This window comes from Streptomyces colonosanans (assembly GCF_001866645.1).
GTDB classification, from domain to species: domain Bacteria; phylum Actinomycetota; class Actinomycetes; order Streptomycetales; family Streptomycetaceae; genus Streptomyces; species Streptomyces colonosanans.
The window spans coordinates 83,901-101,978 of sequence record NZ_MLYP01000013.1 but is presented as its reverse complement, the minus strand read 5'-3'; the positions used below and the strand labels follow the sequence as shown (position 1 = coordinate 101,978).

Below are 18,078 nucleotides of genomic sequence, written 5' to 3'. Positions count from 1 at the left end.
CATAACCGGGGTGTCGTCGTCTACAACAGACGAGCACCACACTCCGACGGAGGGCCCGATGAGCCGCTACCCCCATCTGCTGACCCCGCTCGACCTGGGCTTCACCACGCTGCCCAACCGTGTGCTCATGGGCTCGATGCATGTGGGCCTGGAGGAGGCGGACGGCGGATGGGACCGCATGGCCGCCTTCTACGCCGCGCGGGCGCGTGGGGGCGTGGGGCTCATCGTCACCGGCGGCATCGCACCCAACGACGCCGGACGCCCGTACGAGGGCGGTGCCAAGCTCACCACGGAGGCGGAGGCCGGACAGCATTCCGTGATCACCGAGGCCGTGCACCGCGCGGGCGGGCGGATCGCGATGCAGATCCTTCACTTCGGCCGCTACGCGTACCACCAGGACCTCGTCGCGCCCAGCGCGCTCCAGGCCCCGATCAGCCCGTTCGTCCCCCGCGCGCTGTCCGACGACGAGGTCGAGCAGACGATCGACGACTATGCGCGCGCGGCCCGGCTGGCCCGCCAGGCCGGGTACGACGGCATCGAGATCATGGGCTCCGAGGGCTACCTCATCAACGAGTTCATCGCGGCCCGGACCAACCGGCGCGAGGACCGCTGGGGCGGTTCCTACGAGAACCGCATGCGCTTCCCGGTGGAGATCGTCCGCCGCGTCCGTGAGGCGGTCGGCGAGGACTTCATCATCATCTACCGGCTGTCCATGCTCGACCTCGTCCCCGACGGCTCGTCCCTCGACGAGGTCCTCATGCTCGCCAAGGCGGTCGAGGACGCCGGGGCCACCCTCATCAACACCGGCATCGGCTGGCACGAGGCCCGTATCCCGACCATCGCCACCTCCGTGCCGCGCGGCGCCTACACCTGGGTGACCAAGAAGGTCATGGGTGCCGTCTCGGTCCCGCTGGTGACGACCAACCGCATCAACACCCCTGAACTGGCTGAGGGGTTGCTCGCCGAGGGGTACGCGGACATGGTTTCCCTGGCCCGCCCGATGCTCGCCGACCCCGACTTCGTCGCCAAGGCCGCGGCCGGGCGCCCCGAGGCCATCAACACCTGCATCGGCTGCAACCAGGCCTGCCTCGACCACACTTTCAGCGGGAAGATCACCTCCTGCCTGGTCAACCCGCGCGCGTGCCACGAGACCGAACTGGTCCTGTCCCCGACCCGGCTGCGCAAGCGCGTCGCGGTGGTGGGCGCCGGCCCCGCCGGGCTCGCCTGTGCCGTCTCCGCCGCCGAGCGCGGCCACGACGTCACGCTCCACGATGCGGCGAACGACATCGGCGGTCAGCTCAACGTCGCCCGCCGGGTCCCCGGCAAGCAGGAGTTCGACGAGACGCTCCGCTACTTCCGCACCCAGCTCCAAGAGCACGGCGTGGACGTCCGGTTGAACACCCGTGTCACCGCCGAGGACCTCGCGGGCTACGACGAGATCGTCGTGGCCACCGGCGTCAGCCCGCGCACGCCCGAGATCCCGGGCGTCGACCACCCGAGCGTCCTCGGCTATCTCGATGTGCTGCAGGGCGGTGCCCCCGTCGGCGAGCGCGTCGCCGTCCTCGGCGCGGGCGGCATCGGCTTCGACGTCGCCGAATACCTCACCGACGACGGTGAGAAGGCGAGCGAGGACCCGGCGGTGTACTTCCGCCGGTGGGGCGTCGACATGGACTACCGCGCCCCCGGCGGCCTCGCCGCGCCCGAGCGTTCCGCCCCGCCGCGCACCGTCCACCTCCTCCAGCGCAAGACCTCCAAGGTCGGCGCGGGGCTCGGCAAGACCACCGGCTGGATCCACCGCACGGAGCTGAAGCACCGGGGCGTCACCATGGTCGCCGGCGTCAGCTACGACCGGATCGACGACGCCGGGCTGCACATCACCGTGGACGGCGTGAGCCGGGTCCTGGAGGTCGACACGATCGTTCTGTGCACCGGGCAGGAGCCGCGCCGCGACCTGTACGAGGAGCTGGTGGCCGCGGGCCGCACCCCGCACCTCATAGGCGGCGCCGACGTGGCGGCCGAGCTGGATGCCAAGCGCGCGATCAAGCAGGGCACGGAGTTGGCCGCGGCGCTGTAGCGGCTTTTCTAGGATGACCTCATGTCACTCCCGCACGCGATCCTGACCGCCCTGCTGGAGAAGCCGTCGTCGGGGCTCGAACTGACCCGTCGCTTCGACCGGTCGATCGGCTACTTCTGGTCGGCGACCCACCAGCAGATCTATCGCGAGCTGGGGCGGCTGGAGAGCGACGGCCTGATCCGCGCCCTCCCCGCCGAGCAGCCGGCCCGTGGGCAGAAGAAGTCGTACGAGGTTCTGCCCGCCGGCCGCGCCGAACTCGCCCGCTGGACCGCCGCGTCCCAGGACCTCAAGCCGGTACGCGATGTGCTGCTGCTGCGGCTGCGCGCCGCCGCCGTCGTCGGAACCGAGGGCATCGAAGCAGATCTGCGGCGTCATCTTGCCCTTCACCAAAGGCAGTTGGCCGAGTATCAGGAGATCGAGGAACGTGACTTCGGACCCGGCAAGGACACGGCGCAGGACCGCCTGCAGCACCTTGTGCTGCGGGCCGGCATCGACCTGGAGACCTTCTGGACCCAGTGGCTGACCCGCGCCCTGGAGGAGTTCGAGGACCTGCCGGGACCCGCCTAGCCGAAGCGCCACGGACGGGTCCCCTCCGCGGGGTTGATCCGCACCTGTATGCCAGGGCTGACACGCCCGTACCAACGGCGAGGGCGGCGTTGGCCGGATGACGTCCGGGCTACGTATGCTGATCCTTGATGCGGCGCGAACTCCCTTGTCATTGAAGGCAGTTCGCGCCGACGGCGCGGTCCGCTGTCGTCGCTGATCCCGCGCCGGCGAGCGCGGTCGGGTGGCCGGGCCCGGTGCGGCCCCGGCCACCCGACCGCACGCCCCTGTGCCCCGTCCGGCCCCCTCTCGGTGGACGTACGCCGCAGACCGGCACCACGGTGGGTGAATGATCAGCATTGCCTCCAGAAGAGGTTCCCGTATGGTGCTCGTCCGGTTACTGACGCCGGCCGCGGCCGGCGCGGCCCTGCTCATCCCTACCGCGCTGCCCGCCATAGCCCAGGCGAACGACCCCTCGGCGAGACGTGAGGGCACAGTCCGCGCCGCCGACCTGCTGGCGAAGGTACGCGCCTGCGTCCAGGTCTCGCACAGCCGCTACCGCCGCGACCAGGGCGCCCCGGCCGACATCCCCGTCTGCGGCAAACGCGGTGCCGTGTTCTGGAAGGCGGACATGGACATCGACTGCGACGGGCGCCCCGGCCTGTTGTGCAACCGCCAGACCGACCCGTTCTTCTCCCCGGCCACCGCCTTCCGGCAGTCCGACGGGCGGTACCTGAGCGCCGAGACCCTGCCCTACATCGTGGTGCCCGGTGCGAGCGGCATCTGGGACCACCGCGCCCACGGCGTCAACGGCGGTGCCGTCGCCGCCGTGATCTACCAGGGCCGTATCCAGTACGCGGTCGTCGGCGACACAGGCCCGAAGGACATCATCGGCGAGGCCTCGTACGCCACCGCCAAGGCCCTCGGCATCCCTGCCAATCCGCGTACCGGCGGAGTGGGCTCCGGGGTGACGTACATCGTTTTCAGGAACTCCCGCGCGTCCCCGATCGAGAGCCACAGGGCGGCCGTGGCTCAGGGAAACGCGCTGGCCCGGAAGTTCCTGCGGGAGAACTGACGCCCGTGGAAGGGGCGAAGCGGGCGGATGTGAGGGAGCCGCTGCCGTTCCCGGGCCGGGGACGGCAGCGGCTCCTGTCATCCTGTGCGATGGTGCGGTGCCTCACTCCTTGCGGTACGTGTACGCCTCCTTGGCCGCCGCCTCCACCGCCGCGAGGTCGGCGCCCGCCGAGGCCGTGACCACCGCCGCGACCGCGCCCTCGACGAAGGGGGCGTCGACCAGCCGGGTGTTCTCCGGGAGCTCGTCGCCCTCCGCGAGCAGCGCCTTCACGGTGAGGACCGCGCTGCCCAGGTCCATGAGCACGGCCACCCCCGCACCCTGGTCCACGGCGAAGGCCGCTTGGGACACCAGCTCGGCGCTCGTACCCAGCCCGCCGTCGGCCGTGCCGCCCGCGGCCGCGACGGGCGCGGTCACGCCGCCGCCCGCCAGCCCCGTCGCGAGTTCCGCGACCGACTCGGCCACCGCGGCGCTGTGCGAGACGAGCACGATGCCGACCATCTTCTTGCTGCTGTCACTCACCGGCGGCCTCCACGAGTGCGGCGATCAGCAGGGCCGAGGAGGTGGCGCCCGGGTCCTGGTGCCCGATGCTGCGCTCCCCCAGATAGCTCGCTCGGCCCTTGCGGGCCTGCAGCGGCGTTGTGGCGACGGCGCCCTTCTCGGCGGCGGCGCTCGCCGCCTCGAACGAGGTGCCGAGCGCATCCACCGCGGGCACCAGAGCGTCGACCATGGTCTTGTCGCCGGGCGTGGCTCCGCCCAGCGCCATCACCGCGTCCACGCCCGCCCGCAGCGCATCCGCCAGCTGCTCCTCGGTGACCTCGGCGGCGTCCCCGAGGGCCTTGCCGGCACGGCGGAGCAGGGTGCCGTACAGCGGCCCCGACGCGCCCCCGACCGTCGAGATCAGCTGTCGGCCCGCCAACTGGAGAACCGCCCCGGGCGTGTCCGGCGCCTCCCTCTCCAGCACGGCGGTGACCGCGCGGAACCCGCGCTGCATATTGCTGCCGTGGTCGGCGTCGCCGATCGGCGAGTCGAGCGCGGTCAGCCGCTCCGCCTCGCGGTCGACCGATGCGGCGGCCGCCGTCATCCAGCGGCGGAAGAAGTCGGCGTCGAGCAATGGATCTCCTTGACTGGTACGGACGTTGACCTCACTCACCTGCCCCAGCGCAGCCCCGGCGTACAGACCGGCGCGTTCCACAGCCGCAGCAGCTCCTCGTCGACCTGGCAGAGGGTGACCGAGGCGCCGGCCATGTCGAGCGAGGTGACGAAGTTGCCGACCAGGGTGTGGGCCATGGCGACGCCGCGCTCGGCCAGCACCCGCTGGACCTCGGCGTTGTAGCCGTACAGCTCCAGGAGCGGGGTGGCTCCCATCCCGTTGACCAGGACGAGCACGGGATTGTGCGGCTCCAGGTCGTCCAGAACCGCGTGCACCGAGAAGTCGGCGATCTCGCGTGCCGTCATCATCGGGCGCCGCTCGCGCCCCGGTTCGCCGTGGATGCCGATGCCCAACTCCAGTTCTCCCGACGGCAGATCGAAGGTGGGGCTGCCCTTGGCGGGCGTGGTGCAGGCACTGAGGGCGACCCCGAAGCTGCGGGAGTTCTCGTTGACCTGCCGGGCGATGGACTGCACGCGCTCCAGTGGCTGCCCCTCGTCCGCCGCCGCCCCTGCGATCTTCTCCACGAACAGGGTGGCGCCGGTGCCACGCCGGCCGGCCGTGTAGAGGCTGTCGGTGACGGCGACGTCGTCATTGACCAGGACTTTCGCGACCTGGATGCCCTCGTCCTCGGCGAGTTCCGCCGCCATGTCGAAGTTCAGCACGTCACCGGTGTAGTTCTTCACGATGAACAGCACACCCGCGCCGCTGTCCACGGCCGCGGCCGCGCGCACCATCTGGTCGGGCACCGGCGAGGTGAAAACCTCGCCGGGGCAGGCCGCCGACAGCATCCCCGGGCCGACGAAACCGCCGTGCAGCGGCTCGTGTCCGGAGCCACCGCCGGAGACGAGCGCGACCTTCCCGGCCACCGGGGCGTCACGCCGTACGATCACCCGGTTCTCCACGTCGACGATGAGTTCGGGATGCGCGGCCGCCATACCTCGCAGCGCGTCCGCGACCACCGTTTCCGGGACGTTGATCAACATCTTCAAGGGAGCCTCCTGGTGAGCCTGGCAGCTGAGCCCCCGACCCGTGTCCTGCCCGGCCGGAGGGAGACGGTGACGGTTTCTGATCTCGGTGGTCCGTTTTCTGGGGTGGTTCGCTCACGGCAGTATCGGACCTGACAGGGCGCTGGTCACGTGTGCGGACGTTCGTGGGCGCGTACGAGTGGGCATGCGGACGCAATCGCTTTCACGTGATTACGGAGAGTTTTCCGCTGAGGGGGTGGAGCCCCATGGCCCGAGTCAACACCCCTTGTCGGGCGGCCCGTTCGGGGGAGGAGCTGCTTCCGGGGAACTCTCCGAGACGGTCCGTCGCTCGTCCGGTTCAGGCGCAGCCGCGCGGCCGTCCTGCACGGGGCGCCCCGACGGTGGCGGCGGTGGCCCGTGGGGTAGGGAAATCGTGCAGGTGAGAGGCCTTACGGATGCGGAGTCGGGCCCGATTCCCTAGCGTGGCAGGCGTCGGCGTCTCCGTCTGGAGGGACATGCTCATGGCCGTGCCCCGGATCGTGATCGTCGGTGGGGGATTCGCCGGGATGGAGACCGCGCGCAGACTGGAGCGGATCCTCAGGCCCACCGAGGCCGTACTGAGGCTCGTCACGCCCTACGACTACCAGCTCTACCTGCCCCTGCTGCCACACGTCGCCTCGGGGATCCTCACCCCGCAGTCGGTCGCGGTCCCGCTGCGTCGTCTGCTGAGCCGTACGGTCATCCTGCCCGGCGGGGCGGTAGGTGTCGATCCCGGAGCCAAGGCCGTGGTCGTACGGAAGATCAACGGCGAGACGAGCGTCGAGCACTACGACTATCTGGTGCTGGCGCCGGGCAGCGTGACGCGACAGTTCGACATCCCCGGGGTGAACGAGCATGCGGTGGGCATGAAGACGCTCGCCGAGGCTGCCTGGGTCCGCGACCACGTCATCTCCCAGCTCGATCTCGCGGCGGCGAGTTCCGACCGTTGCGAGCGCGAGACCCGGCTGCAGTTCGTGGTCGTCGGCGGCGGCTACGCCGGCACCGAGACCGCCGCCTATCTGCACCACCTGACCACCGCAGCGGTGAAGCGCTATCCGGGCCTCGAACCGTCGCTCATCAAGTGGCACCTGATCGACATCGCGCCCCGGCTCATGCCCGAACTCGGCGAGCGGCTCGGTGCGAAGGCCCTCGCCATCCTGCGGCGGCGCGGCCTGGACATCTCCCTCGGAGTCTCGGTCGCGGAGGCCACACGGGAGACTGTCACCTTCACCGACGGCCGCACCCTGCCCTGCCACACCCTGATCTGGACGGCGGGGGTCGCGCCCAGCCCGCTGATCGCCACGCTGGACGCCGAGACCAACCGGGGGCGGCTGATCGTCCAGCCGGACCTGGCCGTGCCGGGCCTGGACGGGGTCTTCGCTCTGGGGGACGCCGCCGCGGTACCCGACCTCGACAAGGGCGACGACGCCATCTGCCCGCCGACCGCCCAGCACGCCATGCGCCAAGGCTGGGCCGCCGCGAAGAACGTGGCGGCGACGCTGCGCGGCGCTCCGCTGACCGCCTACCGGCACCGGGATCTGGGCCTGGTCGTGGACCTCGGCGGCGCCCAGGCCGTCTCCAAGCCGCTCGGCGTGGAGCTGACGGGCCTGCCCGCGCAGGCCGTCGCACGCGGCTACCATCTGGGGGCCCTGCGTACGGTTCCGGCCCGCCTGCGCACCCTGACGAACTGGACGCTCAACGCACTCGCGAGCTTCGACTTCGTCCGCATCGGCTTCCAGGCGAGCCGGCCTGCCACGCTGAAGGACTTCGAGCGGGCCGACGCCTACCTCACCCCCGACCTGATCGAAGCGCACACGGGGCAGAGCACGAGGGATTGAGGGCAGGGCACGCACACCCATCAGTCGACCGGTGGTTCTGCGAGAGCCGTCGGCGGTCAGCGATCGGCGGCCGACCCTGGCCGTCTCGGTCAACGTCGGCGCCTTCAACCTCGGCGCCGCCGCCGGTTCCGCGCTCGGCGGAGCCATCATGGCCGCCGACGCGCTGCGCTGGACCGGTCTGGCCGGAGCCGTATTGAGCCTTGCCGGCCTGGCCCTGACCCACCTGATCCTGCCTCGCAGACAGGCAGCGAAGCCCACGCGCGACACCACGGTTCCCGCAGCCCCCTGACCGGAGAGAATAGCGGCGGAGCGGCGGTTTTGCGTCGGATCGCGGAGGTGCTTGTGGGGCTGCGGACTCGGATCGCGGACGAGCTCAAGGCGACCGTGCATGGTGGGGACCTCAAGCTGGATCGGTACGAGGGGCCGGCCGGTGATCCCGGGCTGCTCGGGATCACCCCGGGCGATCCTGCCTGGCGGGTGCACGGACATCTGACCGGCATGCTCACCGGAGGGTTCGCGGCGCTGATGCTCCAGTCGCTGCACCCTCTGGCCATGGCCGGGGTCGACCAGCACTCGGATTTCCGGTCCGACCCGGCCGGCCGGTTCATCGGCACCGCGCGGTTCATCACCACGACGACCTTCGGCTCCACGTCGGCCGCGCACGAGGCGATCGTCCTGGTGCGCCGGATCCACACCCGTGTGCACGGCACCGCCCCGGACGGCCGACCCTACTGCGCGGACGACCCCGAGCTCCTGACCTGGGTGCACACCGCAGAGGTGCGCTGCTTCCTGGCGGGCTACCAGACGTACGCACCGCAGCGGCTCCGGCTCACACGCGCCGAGTGCGACGCGTATTACCGCCAGGCCGCCCCGGTTGCCGAGATGCTGGGCGCGGAGAAGGTGCCGCGCAGCTCGCAGGAGGTCGAGCGCTACCTGGCCCGAATACGCCCCCGACTCCACGCGACCCAAGCCGCGTTGGACTCCGTTCGGTTTCTCCGCGGCTTCGGCCGGACCGGACGTGAGCGGCTGGTCGTGGGCCTGTTCATGAATGCCTCGGTCGGGCTTCTTCCGGACTGGGCACGGGCCGAACTCGGCATTCACCGGCCGACGGTGGTCCGCTCCTGCTGGGACCGGCCGGCGGCGAGGGTGGTCGGCCGCACGATCGAGTGGGCCCGCGGCCCTTCCGAGATCCAAGCTGCCGCGCAGCGCCGTTTGGCATCGGTGCCGCCGCTGGACGCGTGACAGCGGCAACTGCCACCCGAGTACATCCTGCGCGCCATGCCCGGACTCGGTCCCGGCGCCCGCCCGGCACCGTACAAAGTCGGCAGAAAACTCGCCATACTGGGCGTTCCAGGGGAGGGCAGGGGCCGGGACGGGGGCGATCGCGGGCGATGGCGGACTCCAGGCTGATCCAGGGCCGGTACCGGCTGCTCGATCTGATCGGGCGAGGCGGCATGGGCGAGGTGTGGCGCGCGCGGGACGAGTCCCTGGGCAGAAAGGTCGCCGTGAAGTGCCTCAAACCGCTGGGCCCGCACCACGACCAGTCCTTCACCGCGGTCCTGCGGGAGCGGTTCAGGCGCGAGGCGCGCGTGGCCGCCGCCCTTCAGCATCGCGGCGTCACCGTCGTGCACGACTTCGGCGAGTACAACGGGGGGCTGTACCTCGTCATGGAGTTACTGGAGGGACGCGACCTCAGCCGGCTCCTGGAGGACAACAAGCGCCACCCGCTGCCGGTGCCGGACGTCGTCGACATCGCCGACCAGGTCGCCGCGGCGCTCGCGTACACGCACCGGCAGGGCATCGTGCACCGCGATCTGAAACCTGCCAACATCGTGCGGACCGGCGACGGCACGGTGAAGATATGCGACTTCGGCATCGCCCGCCTCGGTCACGACATCGGCTTCACGGCGCGTCTGACCGGCACCGGGGTCGCGATGGGCACGCCCCACTACATGTCCCCGGAACAGATCGGCGGCGACCCCGTCGACCAGCGCAGCGACCTGTACTCGCTGGGGTGTGTCCTGTACGAGATCGCCACCGGTGTGCCGCCGTTCGACCGCGACGACGCGTGGGCGGTCCTCCTCGGGCACCGTGACACCCCGCCCGAGCCGCCCCGCACCCACCGGGCCGACCTCCCCGAGTACTTCGAACGGATGATCCTGGACCTGCTGGCGAAACGCCCGGAGGAGCGCCCGCACGACGCGAGCGAGCTGAGCCGTCGCATCAGCGCGGCCCGCACCCCCTCCCCGTACGTGCCCACGCCGCTCTCGCCTCCCGCGGCGTCCACCGCCCGGCCGCCGTCCCGCGAACCCCGGTTGCCGTCCTGGACCCGCGGCATGACCACCGGCCACAAGGCGGCCGGCACCGGCCTGCGCACCACCCCGCCGGACGGCGCGGCCGGCCTCACCCTCGAATGGATCGCACGCCCCGCCACAGGTCACCCGGACGAGCCCGCGCGCGCCGAACCGCCCACCCCGTCACCGGAGGCGGTCGGCGCCCTGGCCGGCCGGCACAACGCGGCCCTGAGCCTGGGACGGCTCGGCCGTTGGAGCGAGGCGGGTGAGGGGCACCGCGCGGTCGCAGCCGAGCGCGAGCACCTCCTCGGTCCCGAGCACCCCGACACGCTCGCCAGCCGCTACGAGGTCGGTTTCACGCTCAGCCGCACCGGCCGCCCCGCCGACGCGCTGCACGAGTACACGCACGTCGCCCGGGTCCGGGAGCGGCTGCTCGGCCCCGACCACCCGGACACTCTGGCCGCCCGCCAGGAAACGGCGTACGTACTGGGGCAATTGGGGCGTCACGTGGAAGCGCACCAGGTGTACACGTCGGTGCTCGCCGCTCGGGAGCGCACGCTGGGGCCCGACCATCCCGACAGCCTGCGCTGCCGCCACAACCTCGCCTTCAACCTCAGCCGGCTGGGGCGTCTGGAGGACTCGTACCGGATGGCCCACGATGTGGCTCAGGCCCGCGCCCGGGTGCTCGGACCGGGCCATCCCGACACGCTCGTGACATGGTACGAAGTCGCGTACGCGCTCGGTCAGTTGGGACGCTGGCCGGAGGCGCTGCAGATGTACCGGGAGGTGGCCGAGGAGCGTGCCCGGGCGTTGGGGCCCGACCACCCCGACACCCTGGCGGCCCGCTATGAGGTCGGGATCAGTCTCGGCCGGCTCGGCCGCACCGCGCAGGCCCTCCCGCTCTACCGCGAACTGGTCGAGGACCGCACACGCGTCCACGGGCCGTCGCACCCGGAGACCCTCCGCGCCCGCCATGGCCTCGGTGTCAATCTGGGCCGCCTCGGCCGCTGGGAGGAGGCGGTCGCCGAGGCCCGTGACGTGTGCGCCCTTCGCGAGCGCGCCCTCGGTCCCGAGCACCCGGACACCCTGGTCAGCCGTCGTGAGGTCGCCGTCGGCCTCGGCTGGCTCGGCCGCTGGGCCGACGCGCTCACGGAGTACCGCAGTGTGGCCGCCGCCCGCGAGCGCGCCCTCGGCCCCGGCCACCCCGACACCCTCGCCAGCCGCACCGAGGAGGCGCACTGCCTGGAACAACTGGGCTGTGGCCAGGAGGCGGCGGAGCTGTACCGCAGGGTGGCGGCGGTCCGCGGCCGGCACGCGCCGGACGGGCCCTGAGCCACCGGCCCCGCCTCTGGCCGACCGGGATCACCGCACGTTGCGAAGAGCCGTGTTTGCGCACGGGGGATACGACGCCGTGATCCAACCGATCGGTCAGATGTCTGACCGATCAGTTGGACCGGTCGGTTGGACACAGCCGGTCGACCGTCGGGAACGGCGGAGGGCCGTCCGGTGTCAGCCGGTCGACGTGGTCCAGCCCGTCGCCTCGATCCGCGCCGCGTCCGCCGGTCGCGCCCCGTTGAATACGACCTGTCCGCCGGCCTCGATCTTCAGCCCGTCCACATAAGCGCCCCGGCCCACGTACAGCTTGTCGGTCGTGTACCGCCACCGCAGGGTGAGCCGCGCCGCCGTCGGCAGGTTCGCGGTGAGTTGGTGCCACACCCGTCCCGACCAGCCGGTGACCGAGCCGGACGGATGCCGCTCGGGATCCTGGCCGCCGCGTACCGTCGTGAACGGCACCGCCTCCCAGTGCGCGCCGCCATCGCGGGAGGCCTCCAGGAAGACTGCGTCCGACGCCGGCTCGGTGTCCCACCACAGGTCGCACCGCAGCCGGGCGTCACCGCCGTCGGTGTCCAGCGCGGGCAGGGTCAGGGTGGCGGAGGTGGAGTTGGCCATCCCCGAGAACCAGGCCGTACGTCCGCGCGCCGGCCGCACGGCAACGGCCCGCGCCAGGTTGTTTCCCGCGGCCACCCGGGGTGCGGAACCGGACCGCCAGGTGCGCACGGGATGCACGGAGTTGCCCAGCACGATCAGGAAGGAGTCGGTGGTCGGATCGAGGACGAGGCACGTGCCCGTGAAGCCGGTGTGTCCCGCCGTGCGCGGCGTGGCCATCGCGCCCATGTACCAATGCTGGTAGAGCTCGAAGCCCAGCCCGTGGTCCTGGCCCGGGAACGCGGTGTTGAAGTCGGTGAACATCAACTCCACCGACTCGGGCTCCAGGATGCGCGCGGTCCCGTACGCACCGCCGTTCAGCAGCGTCCGGCCGAGCACCGCCAGGTCCCACGCGCTCGAGAACACGCCCGCGTGTCCCGCGACACCGCCGAGGCTGTAGGCGTTCTCGTCGTGCACCTCTCCCCAGACCAGCCCGCGGTCGAGTCCGGACCAGGGCTTGCGGGCGTCCTCCGTCGCCGCGATCCTCGGCTTCCAGGAGGCCGGTGGGTTGTAGCAGGTGCTGCTCATCCCCAGGGGAGTGGTGATCTCCTTGCGCAGCAGGGCGTCCAGAGGCTGACCGGTGATCGCCTCCAGGACGAGCTGGAGGGAGATCAGGTTCAGGTCCGAGTAGAGGTAGGTCGTGCCGGGCGGGTGCAGCGGGGACTCGTCCCAGATGAGTTGGAGCTTCCCCTCGCGGGTGGGTGCGCCGTAGAGGGGGATCCAGGCGCGGAAACCGGAGGTGTGCGTGAGGAGCTGACGGATCGTGATGTCCTGCTTGCCCGCGCCGCCGAACTCCGGCAGGTAGTCGGCCACCTTGCCCTCAAGCTCCAGCGTTCCGCGCTCCAGCTGCCGGACGGCGAGGATCGAGGTGAACAGCTTGGAGACGGAGGCCAGATCGAAGACCGTGTCCCGGGCCATGGGGATCTGCCGGTCGGCCGGTAGCTCCACTCCGGTGTCGGTCTTCTCGTCGTACGCCGAGTAGCGCACCGCCGTCCCGATCGGCTGGTGCAGGGCGACCGTGCCGCCTCGCCCGGCGAGCAGTACGGCGCCCGCGTACCAGGGGTGCTTGGGGGAGGGGCCGAGGAAGGCTTCCGCGTCGGTGACCAGGTGCTGCAGGTGCTCGGGAAGCAGACCCGCCTGCTGTGCGGAGCCGTGCCGCAGCATGGGGTGGCCTGACTGCTCGGCCGCGGTTGCGGTCGGCGCCCCCGCGAGTGGCGCGAGGATCAAGGCGCCACCCAATGCCGCCGTGACACCGCCGAGTTGACGTCTGGTCAGTCCGCTGTCCGCTCTCTCTGCCATCGTGAAGCCTCCTGCCGCGTCGCCTGAAAGAAACTTTCCGGAACCGCTGTGCAGAGTGAAAGATTCATGTCAGCAGCAGGGTGTGTCAAGAAGTCGGCGCTCGGTGTGTGGGCGGTCCCACCCGTCGGGGCGGAACCGCCCTCACCGGCGGTGGGCGGTTGAGTGACTTCGCGTCGACTGCGCCCGGCCCTTGACCTTCCGCGCGGGACGCCACGAGGATCACGTCAGGGTCCGGGCGAACCGAGCCCCACCTCACGGAGGAGCACGGCATGACGGCGGGACGAAGCGTCACGGTCGATGGCATGCTGCGGCGCAGCGCCCGGCGCACCCCGGAGCGAGTGGCGGTCCGCTACGGCGAACGGTCCTGGATCTACGCGGAACTCGACGACGCGGTCTCCCGTGCCGCCCGCGTCCTGCGCGAGAGAGGACTCGCCCCCGGCGACCGGGTCGGCGCGTTCGGCCACAACTCCGACGCCTATCTGATCGGCTTCCTGGCCTGTGCCCGCGCCGGGCTGGTGCATGTGCCGGTCAACCAGAACCTGACCGGCGACGATCTGGCGTACATCATCGACCAGTCCGGCTGCGCACTCGTCCTCGCGGACCCGGACCTCGCCGGGAAGCTCGCAGAGGGCGTACCGGTGCTGCCCCTGCGGGACGCGGACGACTCGCTGCTCGCGCGGCTTGCCAGGGCGGAGGCGTACGACGGAGAGGAGCCGCGCGGCGAGGACCTGGTACAGCTGCTCTACACCTCCGGTACCACCGCCCTCCCCAAGGGCGCGATGATGACCCACCGCGCGCTGGTGCACGAGTACCTCAGCGCCATCACGGCCCTCGACCTGAGCGCGAGCGACCGGCCGGTGCACTCGCTGCCGCTCTATCACTCCGCGCAGATGCACGTCTTCCTGATGCCCTGCCTCGCCGTCGGTGCGGAGAACGTCATCCTGGACGCACCCGACGGCGACCGGCTCTTCGACCTGATCGAGACGGGCCGCGCGGACAGCCTGTTCGCGCCGCCCACCGTGTGGATCGCCCTCGCGGGCCGCCCCGACTTCGCCACCCGCGACCTGACCGGTCTGCGCAAGGCCTACTACGGCGCCTCGATCATGCCCGTGCCCGTCCTGGAACGCATCGAGCAGCGGCTGCCGGAGCTCGCCTTCTACAACTGCTTCGGGCAGAGCGAGATCGGCCCGCTGGCCATGGTCCTCGGGCCGGACGAGCACCAGGGCCGCATGGACTCCTGCGGGCGCCCGGTGCTGTTCGTCGAGGCGAAGCTCGTCGACGAGTCGGGCAAGGACGTGCCGGACGGGGAACGGGGCGAAATCGTCTACCGGTCACCGCAGTTGTGCGAGGGCTACTGGGACAGACCCGCAGAGACCGCCGAGGCCTTCCGCGACGGCTGGTTCCACTCCGGCGACCTCGCCGTCAGGGACGCCGAGGGGTACTTCACCATCGTCGACCGGGTCAAGGACGTCATCAACTCCGGTGGTGTGCTGGTCGCTTCACGCCAGGTCGAAGAGGCGTTGTACACCCACGAGGGGGTGGCCGAGGCCGCGGTGATCGGGCTGCCGGACGAGCGCTGGATCGAGGCGGTCACCGCGGTCGTCGTACCGCGCGGCGAGGTGTCCGAGGCCGAACTCCTCGCCCACACGCGCGAGAAGCTCGCCCACTTCAAGGTGCCCAAGCGGGTCCTGTTCGTCGGCGAGCTGCCGCGCAACGCGAGCGGGAAGATCCTCAAGCGGGAACTGCGGGACCGGTTCGCGGGGAACTGACCGGTGATCTTGCGCGCGAGCCCGTCCTGTAGGACGGGGAGCACGTCAACTCAGCGCGACCGCAGATCGACGATGCGCCTGATCTTGCCCACCGACCGCTCCAGGGACTCCGGTTCGACGATCTCGACCCTGACCGAGACGCCGATCCCGTCCTTCACGGCGGCGGTGATGGCGAGCGCGGCCGCCTCGCGCTGCTCGGGTGTGGCACCGGGCCGGGCCTCTGCCCGCACCGTCAGCGCGTCGAGCCGGCCCTCGCGGGTGAGCCGGAGCTGGAAGTGCGGTGCCACGCCCGGTGTGCGCAGCACGATCTCCTCGATCTGGGTGGGGAAGAGGTTCACACCGCGCAGGATGACCATGTCGTCGCTACGGCCGGTGATCTTCTCCATCCGCCGGAAGACGCGGGCCGTGCCCGGCAGCAGACGGCTCAGGTCGCGGGTCCGTTGACATGCTCCTCGGGCTGAAGCTCGAGGATTCTGGCCGTCCCACGGGTTGCTGTGCCGCTACGCGGCACGGTTTCCGTGTGGGATTCCCTGGCTTCCTGTTTCTTCACGCTGTGCCAGAACGGGTTCTGGTCTTACCGGCGCTCCGCAGGCTGTCACCGCCAGTCCGGCGGCCGATTTCACGTTCTTCGCGGCGTTGTGGTCCCGGTCGTGGACCGTGCCGCAGGCGGTGCAGGTCCATTCCCGCACGTGCAGGGGTTTGGGGCCGTCGTGGTGGCCGCAGGTGGAGCACACCTGGCTGGTGGGCTCGAACCGTCCGACCTTTACGAAGGTCCGCCCGTACCGGGCCGCCTTGTACTCCAGCATGCCCACGAACTGGGACCAGCCCGCATCGTGGACACTCTTGGCCAGCCGGGTACGCGCCAAGCCTTTGACCGCCAGGTCTTCCACGGCCACCGCTTGGTTCTCACGGATCAGCCGAGTGGACAACTGGTGGTGGAACTCACGGCGCGCGTCGGCCACTTTTGCGTGGGCGTGGGCGACCTTCAGGCGGGCCTTGGCCCGGTTCTTCGATCCCTTCTGCTTGCGGGACAGCTCCCGCTGGGCCTTCTTGAGCTTCTTCTCCGCGCGGCGCAGGAACCGCGGGGAGTCGATTTTCGTGCCGTCGGACAGGACGGCGAAGTGGGTCAGTCCGAGGTCGATGCCGATGCTCTGGTCGGCCTGGGGCATGCGGGCCGCGTCGGCGGCGGGGTCGGTGTCGATGACGAAGGAGGCGAAGTACCGGCCCGCAGCGTCCTTGATCACGGTGACGCTGGACGGGACAGCGGGCAGGGTGCGGGACCACTTCACCCGCACTTCACCGATCTTCGGCAGGTTCAGCTGCCCGGACGGTGTGAGGGACCATCGGGCGTTTGTGGTGAACCGGATCGACTGCCGTGCGTCCTTACGGGACTTCATGCGCGGCGCGCCCAGCTTCGGTCCCTTGCGTTCGCCTTTCAGCGAGGCGAAGAAGTTGCGATAGGCGCTCTCGGCGTCCCGCAGGGACTGCTGCAGCACCACTGCGGAGACCTCGCCCAGCCACGCACGCTCGGCGGTCTGTCTGGCCTGGGTGATCAGGGTGCGGGACAGGTCCGCGGCCTTCGGGAACGGCAGGCCCTGCCTGCGGGCGTCCTCGCGGGCGCGTACCGCGTCGTTGAACACGACACGGGCGCACCCGAACGCCCTTGCCAGCGCAGTGCGCTGGCCAGGCTGCGGGTACAAGCGGAAGCTGTACCGAAGCTGCACACCGAGGACTCTACGTACCTGAGTTATGGCGGAGATGCAGAATATCCGGATCGGTCGGCAGTGATTTTTCGTGATGCATGTTCACTGGGACTTTGTGACCGAGTTCCGGTACAAGGTGTTCACGGGTGATCATCTGTGGTGCATGGAGGAGATCATGCGGGCGGTACCGGACATCGAAAGCAACCCGCCAACGCCGTGAGCGACCGCACCGGACGCCGCTCCTTCACCCACTCCCTCTTGCTCCCCAGGTCGTAACCGCCGGGCCTCCTCGCCCGTGCGGGGAAACCCGTTGTCGCCCGGCCGTCCCGGCCGAGAAGATCAAGGACATGCCTGAATTCGACGCCTACGACGGGACCCGGCTCACCTACCATCTGCGCGGCGAGGGGGATCCGCTCGTCGTGCTGCCGGGCGGTCCCATGCGGGCCGGCACCTATCTCGGAGATCTGGGCGGGCTGGCTTCCCGGCGGCTCGTACGACTCGATCTGCGGGGCACCGGGGACTCGGCCGTGCCCGCCGATCCGGCCACCTACCGATGCGACCGGCTCGTCGACGACGTGGAGGCGCTGCGCGCGCATCTCGGCCTCGAGCGCATGGATGTACTCGCGCACTCGGCGGGCGGGAGCCTCGCCCTGCTCTACGCGGCCCGGTATCCGGAGCGCGTTGCGCGGCTCGCCCTGATCACCGCCGTCCCGTGGGCCCTCGGCATGATCCCGACTCCCGGGGACCAGCTCGCAGCGGCCCGGCTACGCAAGGACGAGCCCTGGTTCGAGGCCGCCTTCCCGGTCTTCGAGGCATGGCTGACGGGACACGGCGACTTCGACCCCGCCTTCATGCCCTTCTGGTACGGACGCTGGGACGCGGCGGCACGCGCCCACTCCGACGCCGACGAGCAGCAGACCAACGAGCCCGCGGCCGACATCTATGGCTCCCACGGCGCCTACGACCCGCCCACCACCCGGGCGGCACTCGCGCGGCTGACCGCGCCCGTGCTCCTCCTCGCGGGCGAACTCGACGGCTGGTGCTACCCGGAACTCGCGGGCCGCGTCACCGAGGCTGTCCCCCATGCCGAGTTCGCCGTACAACCGGGTGCCGGCCACTACCCGTGGCTGGACGACCCCGAGCGGTTCACCGCCCGGGTGGACGACTTCTTCGGCCGACCGGCATAGGCCCTGGCCGGCGGCTTTCCCACCGCGCGGCGCCGCTCACTTACGGACACCGGCTCCGGCTGTGTGAACGACCGGGCAGACACGCTCGGTCGTTCACCGCTTAGAAGGTGACATGACCTTTTGGCGGTCGGACACGATCGATAGGCTGGCCGCGGA

General features: G+C 70.9%; 14 protein-coding genes and 1 pseudogene. 9 read left to right on the top strand and 6 right to left on the bottom strand.

The window, feature by feature from the left end; translation table 11 throughout:
- Positions 1-58 precede the first annotated feature (58 nt).
- From BIV24_RS06155 to BIV24_RS06145, 3 genes are all read left to right on the top strand, one after another.
- A complete protein-coding gene (locus tag BIV24_RS06155; RefSeq protein WP_071365123.1) occupies positions 59-2,074 on the top strand; it encodes an NADPH-dependent 2,4-dienoyl-CoA reductase in 2,016 nt (671 codons plus the stop codon).
- Positions 2,075-2,095: 21 nt separating this feature from the next.
- The gene (locus BIV24_RS06150) at positions 2,096-2,641 is read left to right on the top strand and encodes a PadR family transcriptional regulator (RefSeq protein WP_071365122.1); all 546 of its coding nucleotides are present in this window, start codon (positions 2,096-2,098) and stop codon (positions 2,639-2,641) included.
- 361 nt (positions 2,642-3,002) lie between these two features.
- The gene (locus BIV24_RS06145; protein WP_071365160.1) at positions 3,003-3,692 is read left to right on the top strand and encodes a glycoside hydrolase family 75 protein; all 690 of its coding nucleotides are present in this window, start codon (positions 3,003-3,005) and stop codon (positions 3,690-3,692) included.
- Between the two features lie 102 nt (positions 3,693-3,794).
- On the opposite strand, the gene BIV24_RS06140 is transcribed toward BIV24_RS06145, so the two are convergent.
- From BIV24_RS06140 to dhaK, 3 genes are read right to left on the bottom strand one after another with little or no spacing between them, the layout of a single operon-like run.
- A complete protein-coding gene (locus BIV24_RS06140) occupies positions 3,795-4,190 on the bottom strand; it encodes a PTS-dependent dihydroxyacetone kinase phosphotransferase subunit DhaM (RefSeq protein WP_071365158.1) in 396 nt (131 codons plus the stop codon).
- Between the two features lie 13 nt (positions 4,191-4,203).
- Positions 4,204-4,803, bottom strand: coding sequence for a dihydroxyacetone kinase subunit DhaL (gene dhaL, locus BIV24_RS06135; RefSeq protein WP_071365159.1), 600 nt, complete (start codon positions 4,801-4,803; stop codon positions 4,204-4,206).
- 35 nt (positions 4,804-4,838) lie between these two features.
- Positions 4,839-5,831 (bottom strand): dihydroxyacetone kinase subunit DhaK, encoded by a 993-nt coding sequence (gene dhaK / locus BIV24_RS06130; protein ID WP_071365121.1) that lies wholly within the window; start codon positions 5,829-5,831, stop codon positions 4,839-4,841.
- Between the two features lie 497 nt (positions 5,832-6,328).
- Between dhaK and BIV24_RS06125 the strand changes: the two genes are divergently transcribed.
- The 4 genes from BIV24_RS06125 (at position 6,329) to BIV24_RS06110 (ending at position 11,310) form a co-directional block, all read left to right on the top strand.
- Positions 6,329-7,684, top strand: coding sequence for an NAD(P)/FAD-dependent oxidoreductase (locus BIV24_RS06125; RefSeq protein ID WP_071365157.1), 1,356 nt, complete (start codon positions 6,329-6,331; stop codon positions 7,682-7,684).
- 31 nt (positions 7,685-7,715) lie between these two features.
- The gene (locus BIV24_RS06120) at positions 7,716-7,973 is read left to right on the top strand and encodes a hypothetical protein (RefSeq protein WP_071365120.1); all 258 of its coding nucleotides are present in this window, start codon (positions 7,716-7,718) and stop codon (positions 7,971-7,973) included.
- Positions 7,974-8,026: 53 nt separating this feature from the next.
- A complete protein-coding gene (locus BIV24_RS06115; RefSeq protein WP_245766680.1) occupies positions 8,027-8,926 on the top strand; it encodes an oxygenase MpaB family protein in 900 nt (299 codons plus the stop codon).
- 149 nt (positions 8,927-9,075) lie between these two features.
- Positions 9,076-11,310: a serine/threonine-protein kinase gene (locus BIV24_RS06110; protein WP_071365119.1), complete on the top strand. Its 2,235-nt coding sequence runs from the start codon at positions 9,076-9,078 to the stop codon at positions 11,308-11,310.
- Positions 11,311-11,487: 177 nt separating this feature from the next.
- Here BIV24_RS06110 and BIV24_RS06105 read toward each other — a convergent pair whose 3' ends face one another.
- Positions 11,488-13,263 (bottom strand): serine hydrolase domain-containing protein, encoded by a 1,776-nt coding sequence (locus BIV24_RS06105; RefSeq protein WP_071365118.1) that lies wholly within the window; start codon positions 13,261-13,263, stop codon positions 11,488-11,490.
- Positions 13,264-13,532: 269 nt separating this feature from the next.
- Between BIV24_RS06105 and BIV24_RS06100 the strand changes: the two genes are divergently transcribed.
- Entirely contained in the window at positions 13,533-15,032 is a 1,500-nt protein-coding gene (locus BIV24_RS06100; RefSeq protein WP_071365117.1) for an acyl-CoA synthetase, read from the top strand.
- Positions 15,033-15,082: 50 nt separating this feature from the next.
- Here BIV24_RS06100 and BIV24_RS06095 read toward each other — a convergent pair.
- Together BIV24_RS06095 and BIV24_RS06090 are read right to left on the bottom strand one after the other, a co-directional pair.
- Positions 15,083-15,472: pseudogene (locus BIV24_RS06095) on the bottom strand (phenylacetate--CoA ligase); the annotation flags it as partial.
- A 60-nt stretch (positions 15,473-15,532) separates the two neighbouring features.
- Positions 15,533-16,756 (bottom strand): RNA-guided endonuclease InsQ/TnpB family protein, encoded by a 1,224-nt coding sequence (locus BIV24_RS06090; protein WP_071365115.1) that lies wholly within the window; start codon positions 16,754-16,756, stop codon positions 15,533-15,535.
- Between the two features lie 326 nt (positions 16,757-17,082).
- Here BIV24_RS06090 and BIV24_RS06085 point away from each other — a divergent pair, with 326 nt between their 5' ends.
- On the top strand, positions 17,083-17,922 hold the full coding sequence (locus tag BIV24_RS06085) for an alpha/beta fold hydrolase (RefSeq protein WP_071365114.1): 840 nt from the start codon (positions 17,083-17,085) through the stop codon (positions 17,920-17,922).
- Positions 17,923-18,078: the final 156 nt, after the last annotated feature.

Coding starts and splice junctions, on each gene's coding strand:
- BIV24_RS06140 (WP_071365158.1), bottom strand. CDS start 4,190: ATGGTCGGCATCGTGCTCGTCTCGCACAGCGCCGCGGTGGCCGAGTCG.
- BIV24_RS06150 (WP_071365122.1), top strand. CDS start 2,096: ATGTCACTCCCGCACGCGATCCTGACCGCCCTGCTGGAGAAGCCGTCG.
- BIV24_RS06105 (WP_071365118.1), bottom strand. CDS start 13,263: ATGGCAGAGAGAGCGGACAGCGGACTGACCAGACGTCAACTCGGCGGT.
- BIV24_RS06085 (WP_071365114.1), top strand. CDS start 17,083: ATGCCTGAATTCGACGCCTACGACGGGACCCGGCTCACCTACCATCTG.
- BIV24_RS06155 (WP_071365123.1), top strand. CDS start 59: ATGAGCCGCTACCCCCATCTGCTGACCCCGCTCGACCTGGGCTTCACC.
- BIV24_RS06100 (WP_071365117.1), top strand. CDS start 13,533: ATGACGGCGGGACGAAGCGTCACGGTCGATGGCATGCTGCGGCGCAGC.
- BIV24_RS06125 (WP_071365157.1), top strand. CDS start 6,329: ATGGCCGTGCCCCGGATCGTGATCGTCGGTGGGGGATTCGCCGGGATG.
- BIV24_RS06110 (WP_071365119.1), top strand. CDS start 9,076: ATGGCGGACTCCAGGCTGATCCAGGGCCGGTACCGGCTGCTCGATCTG.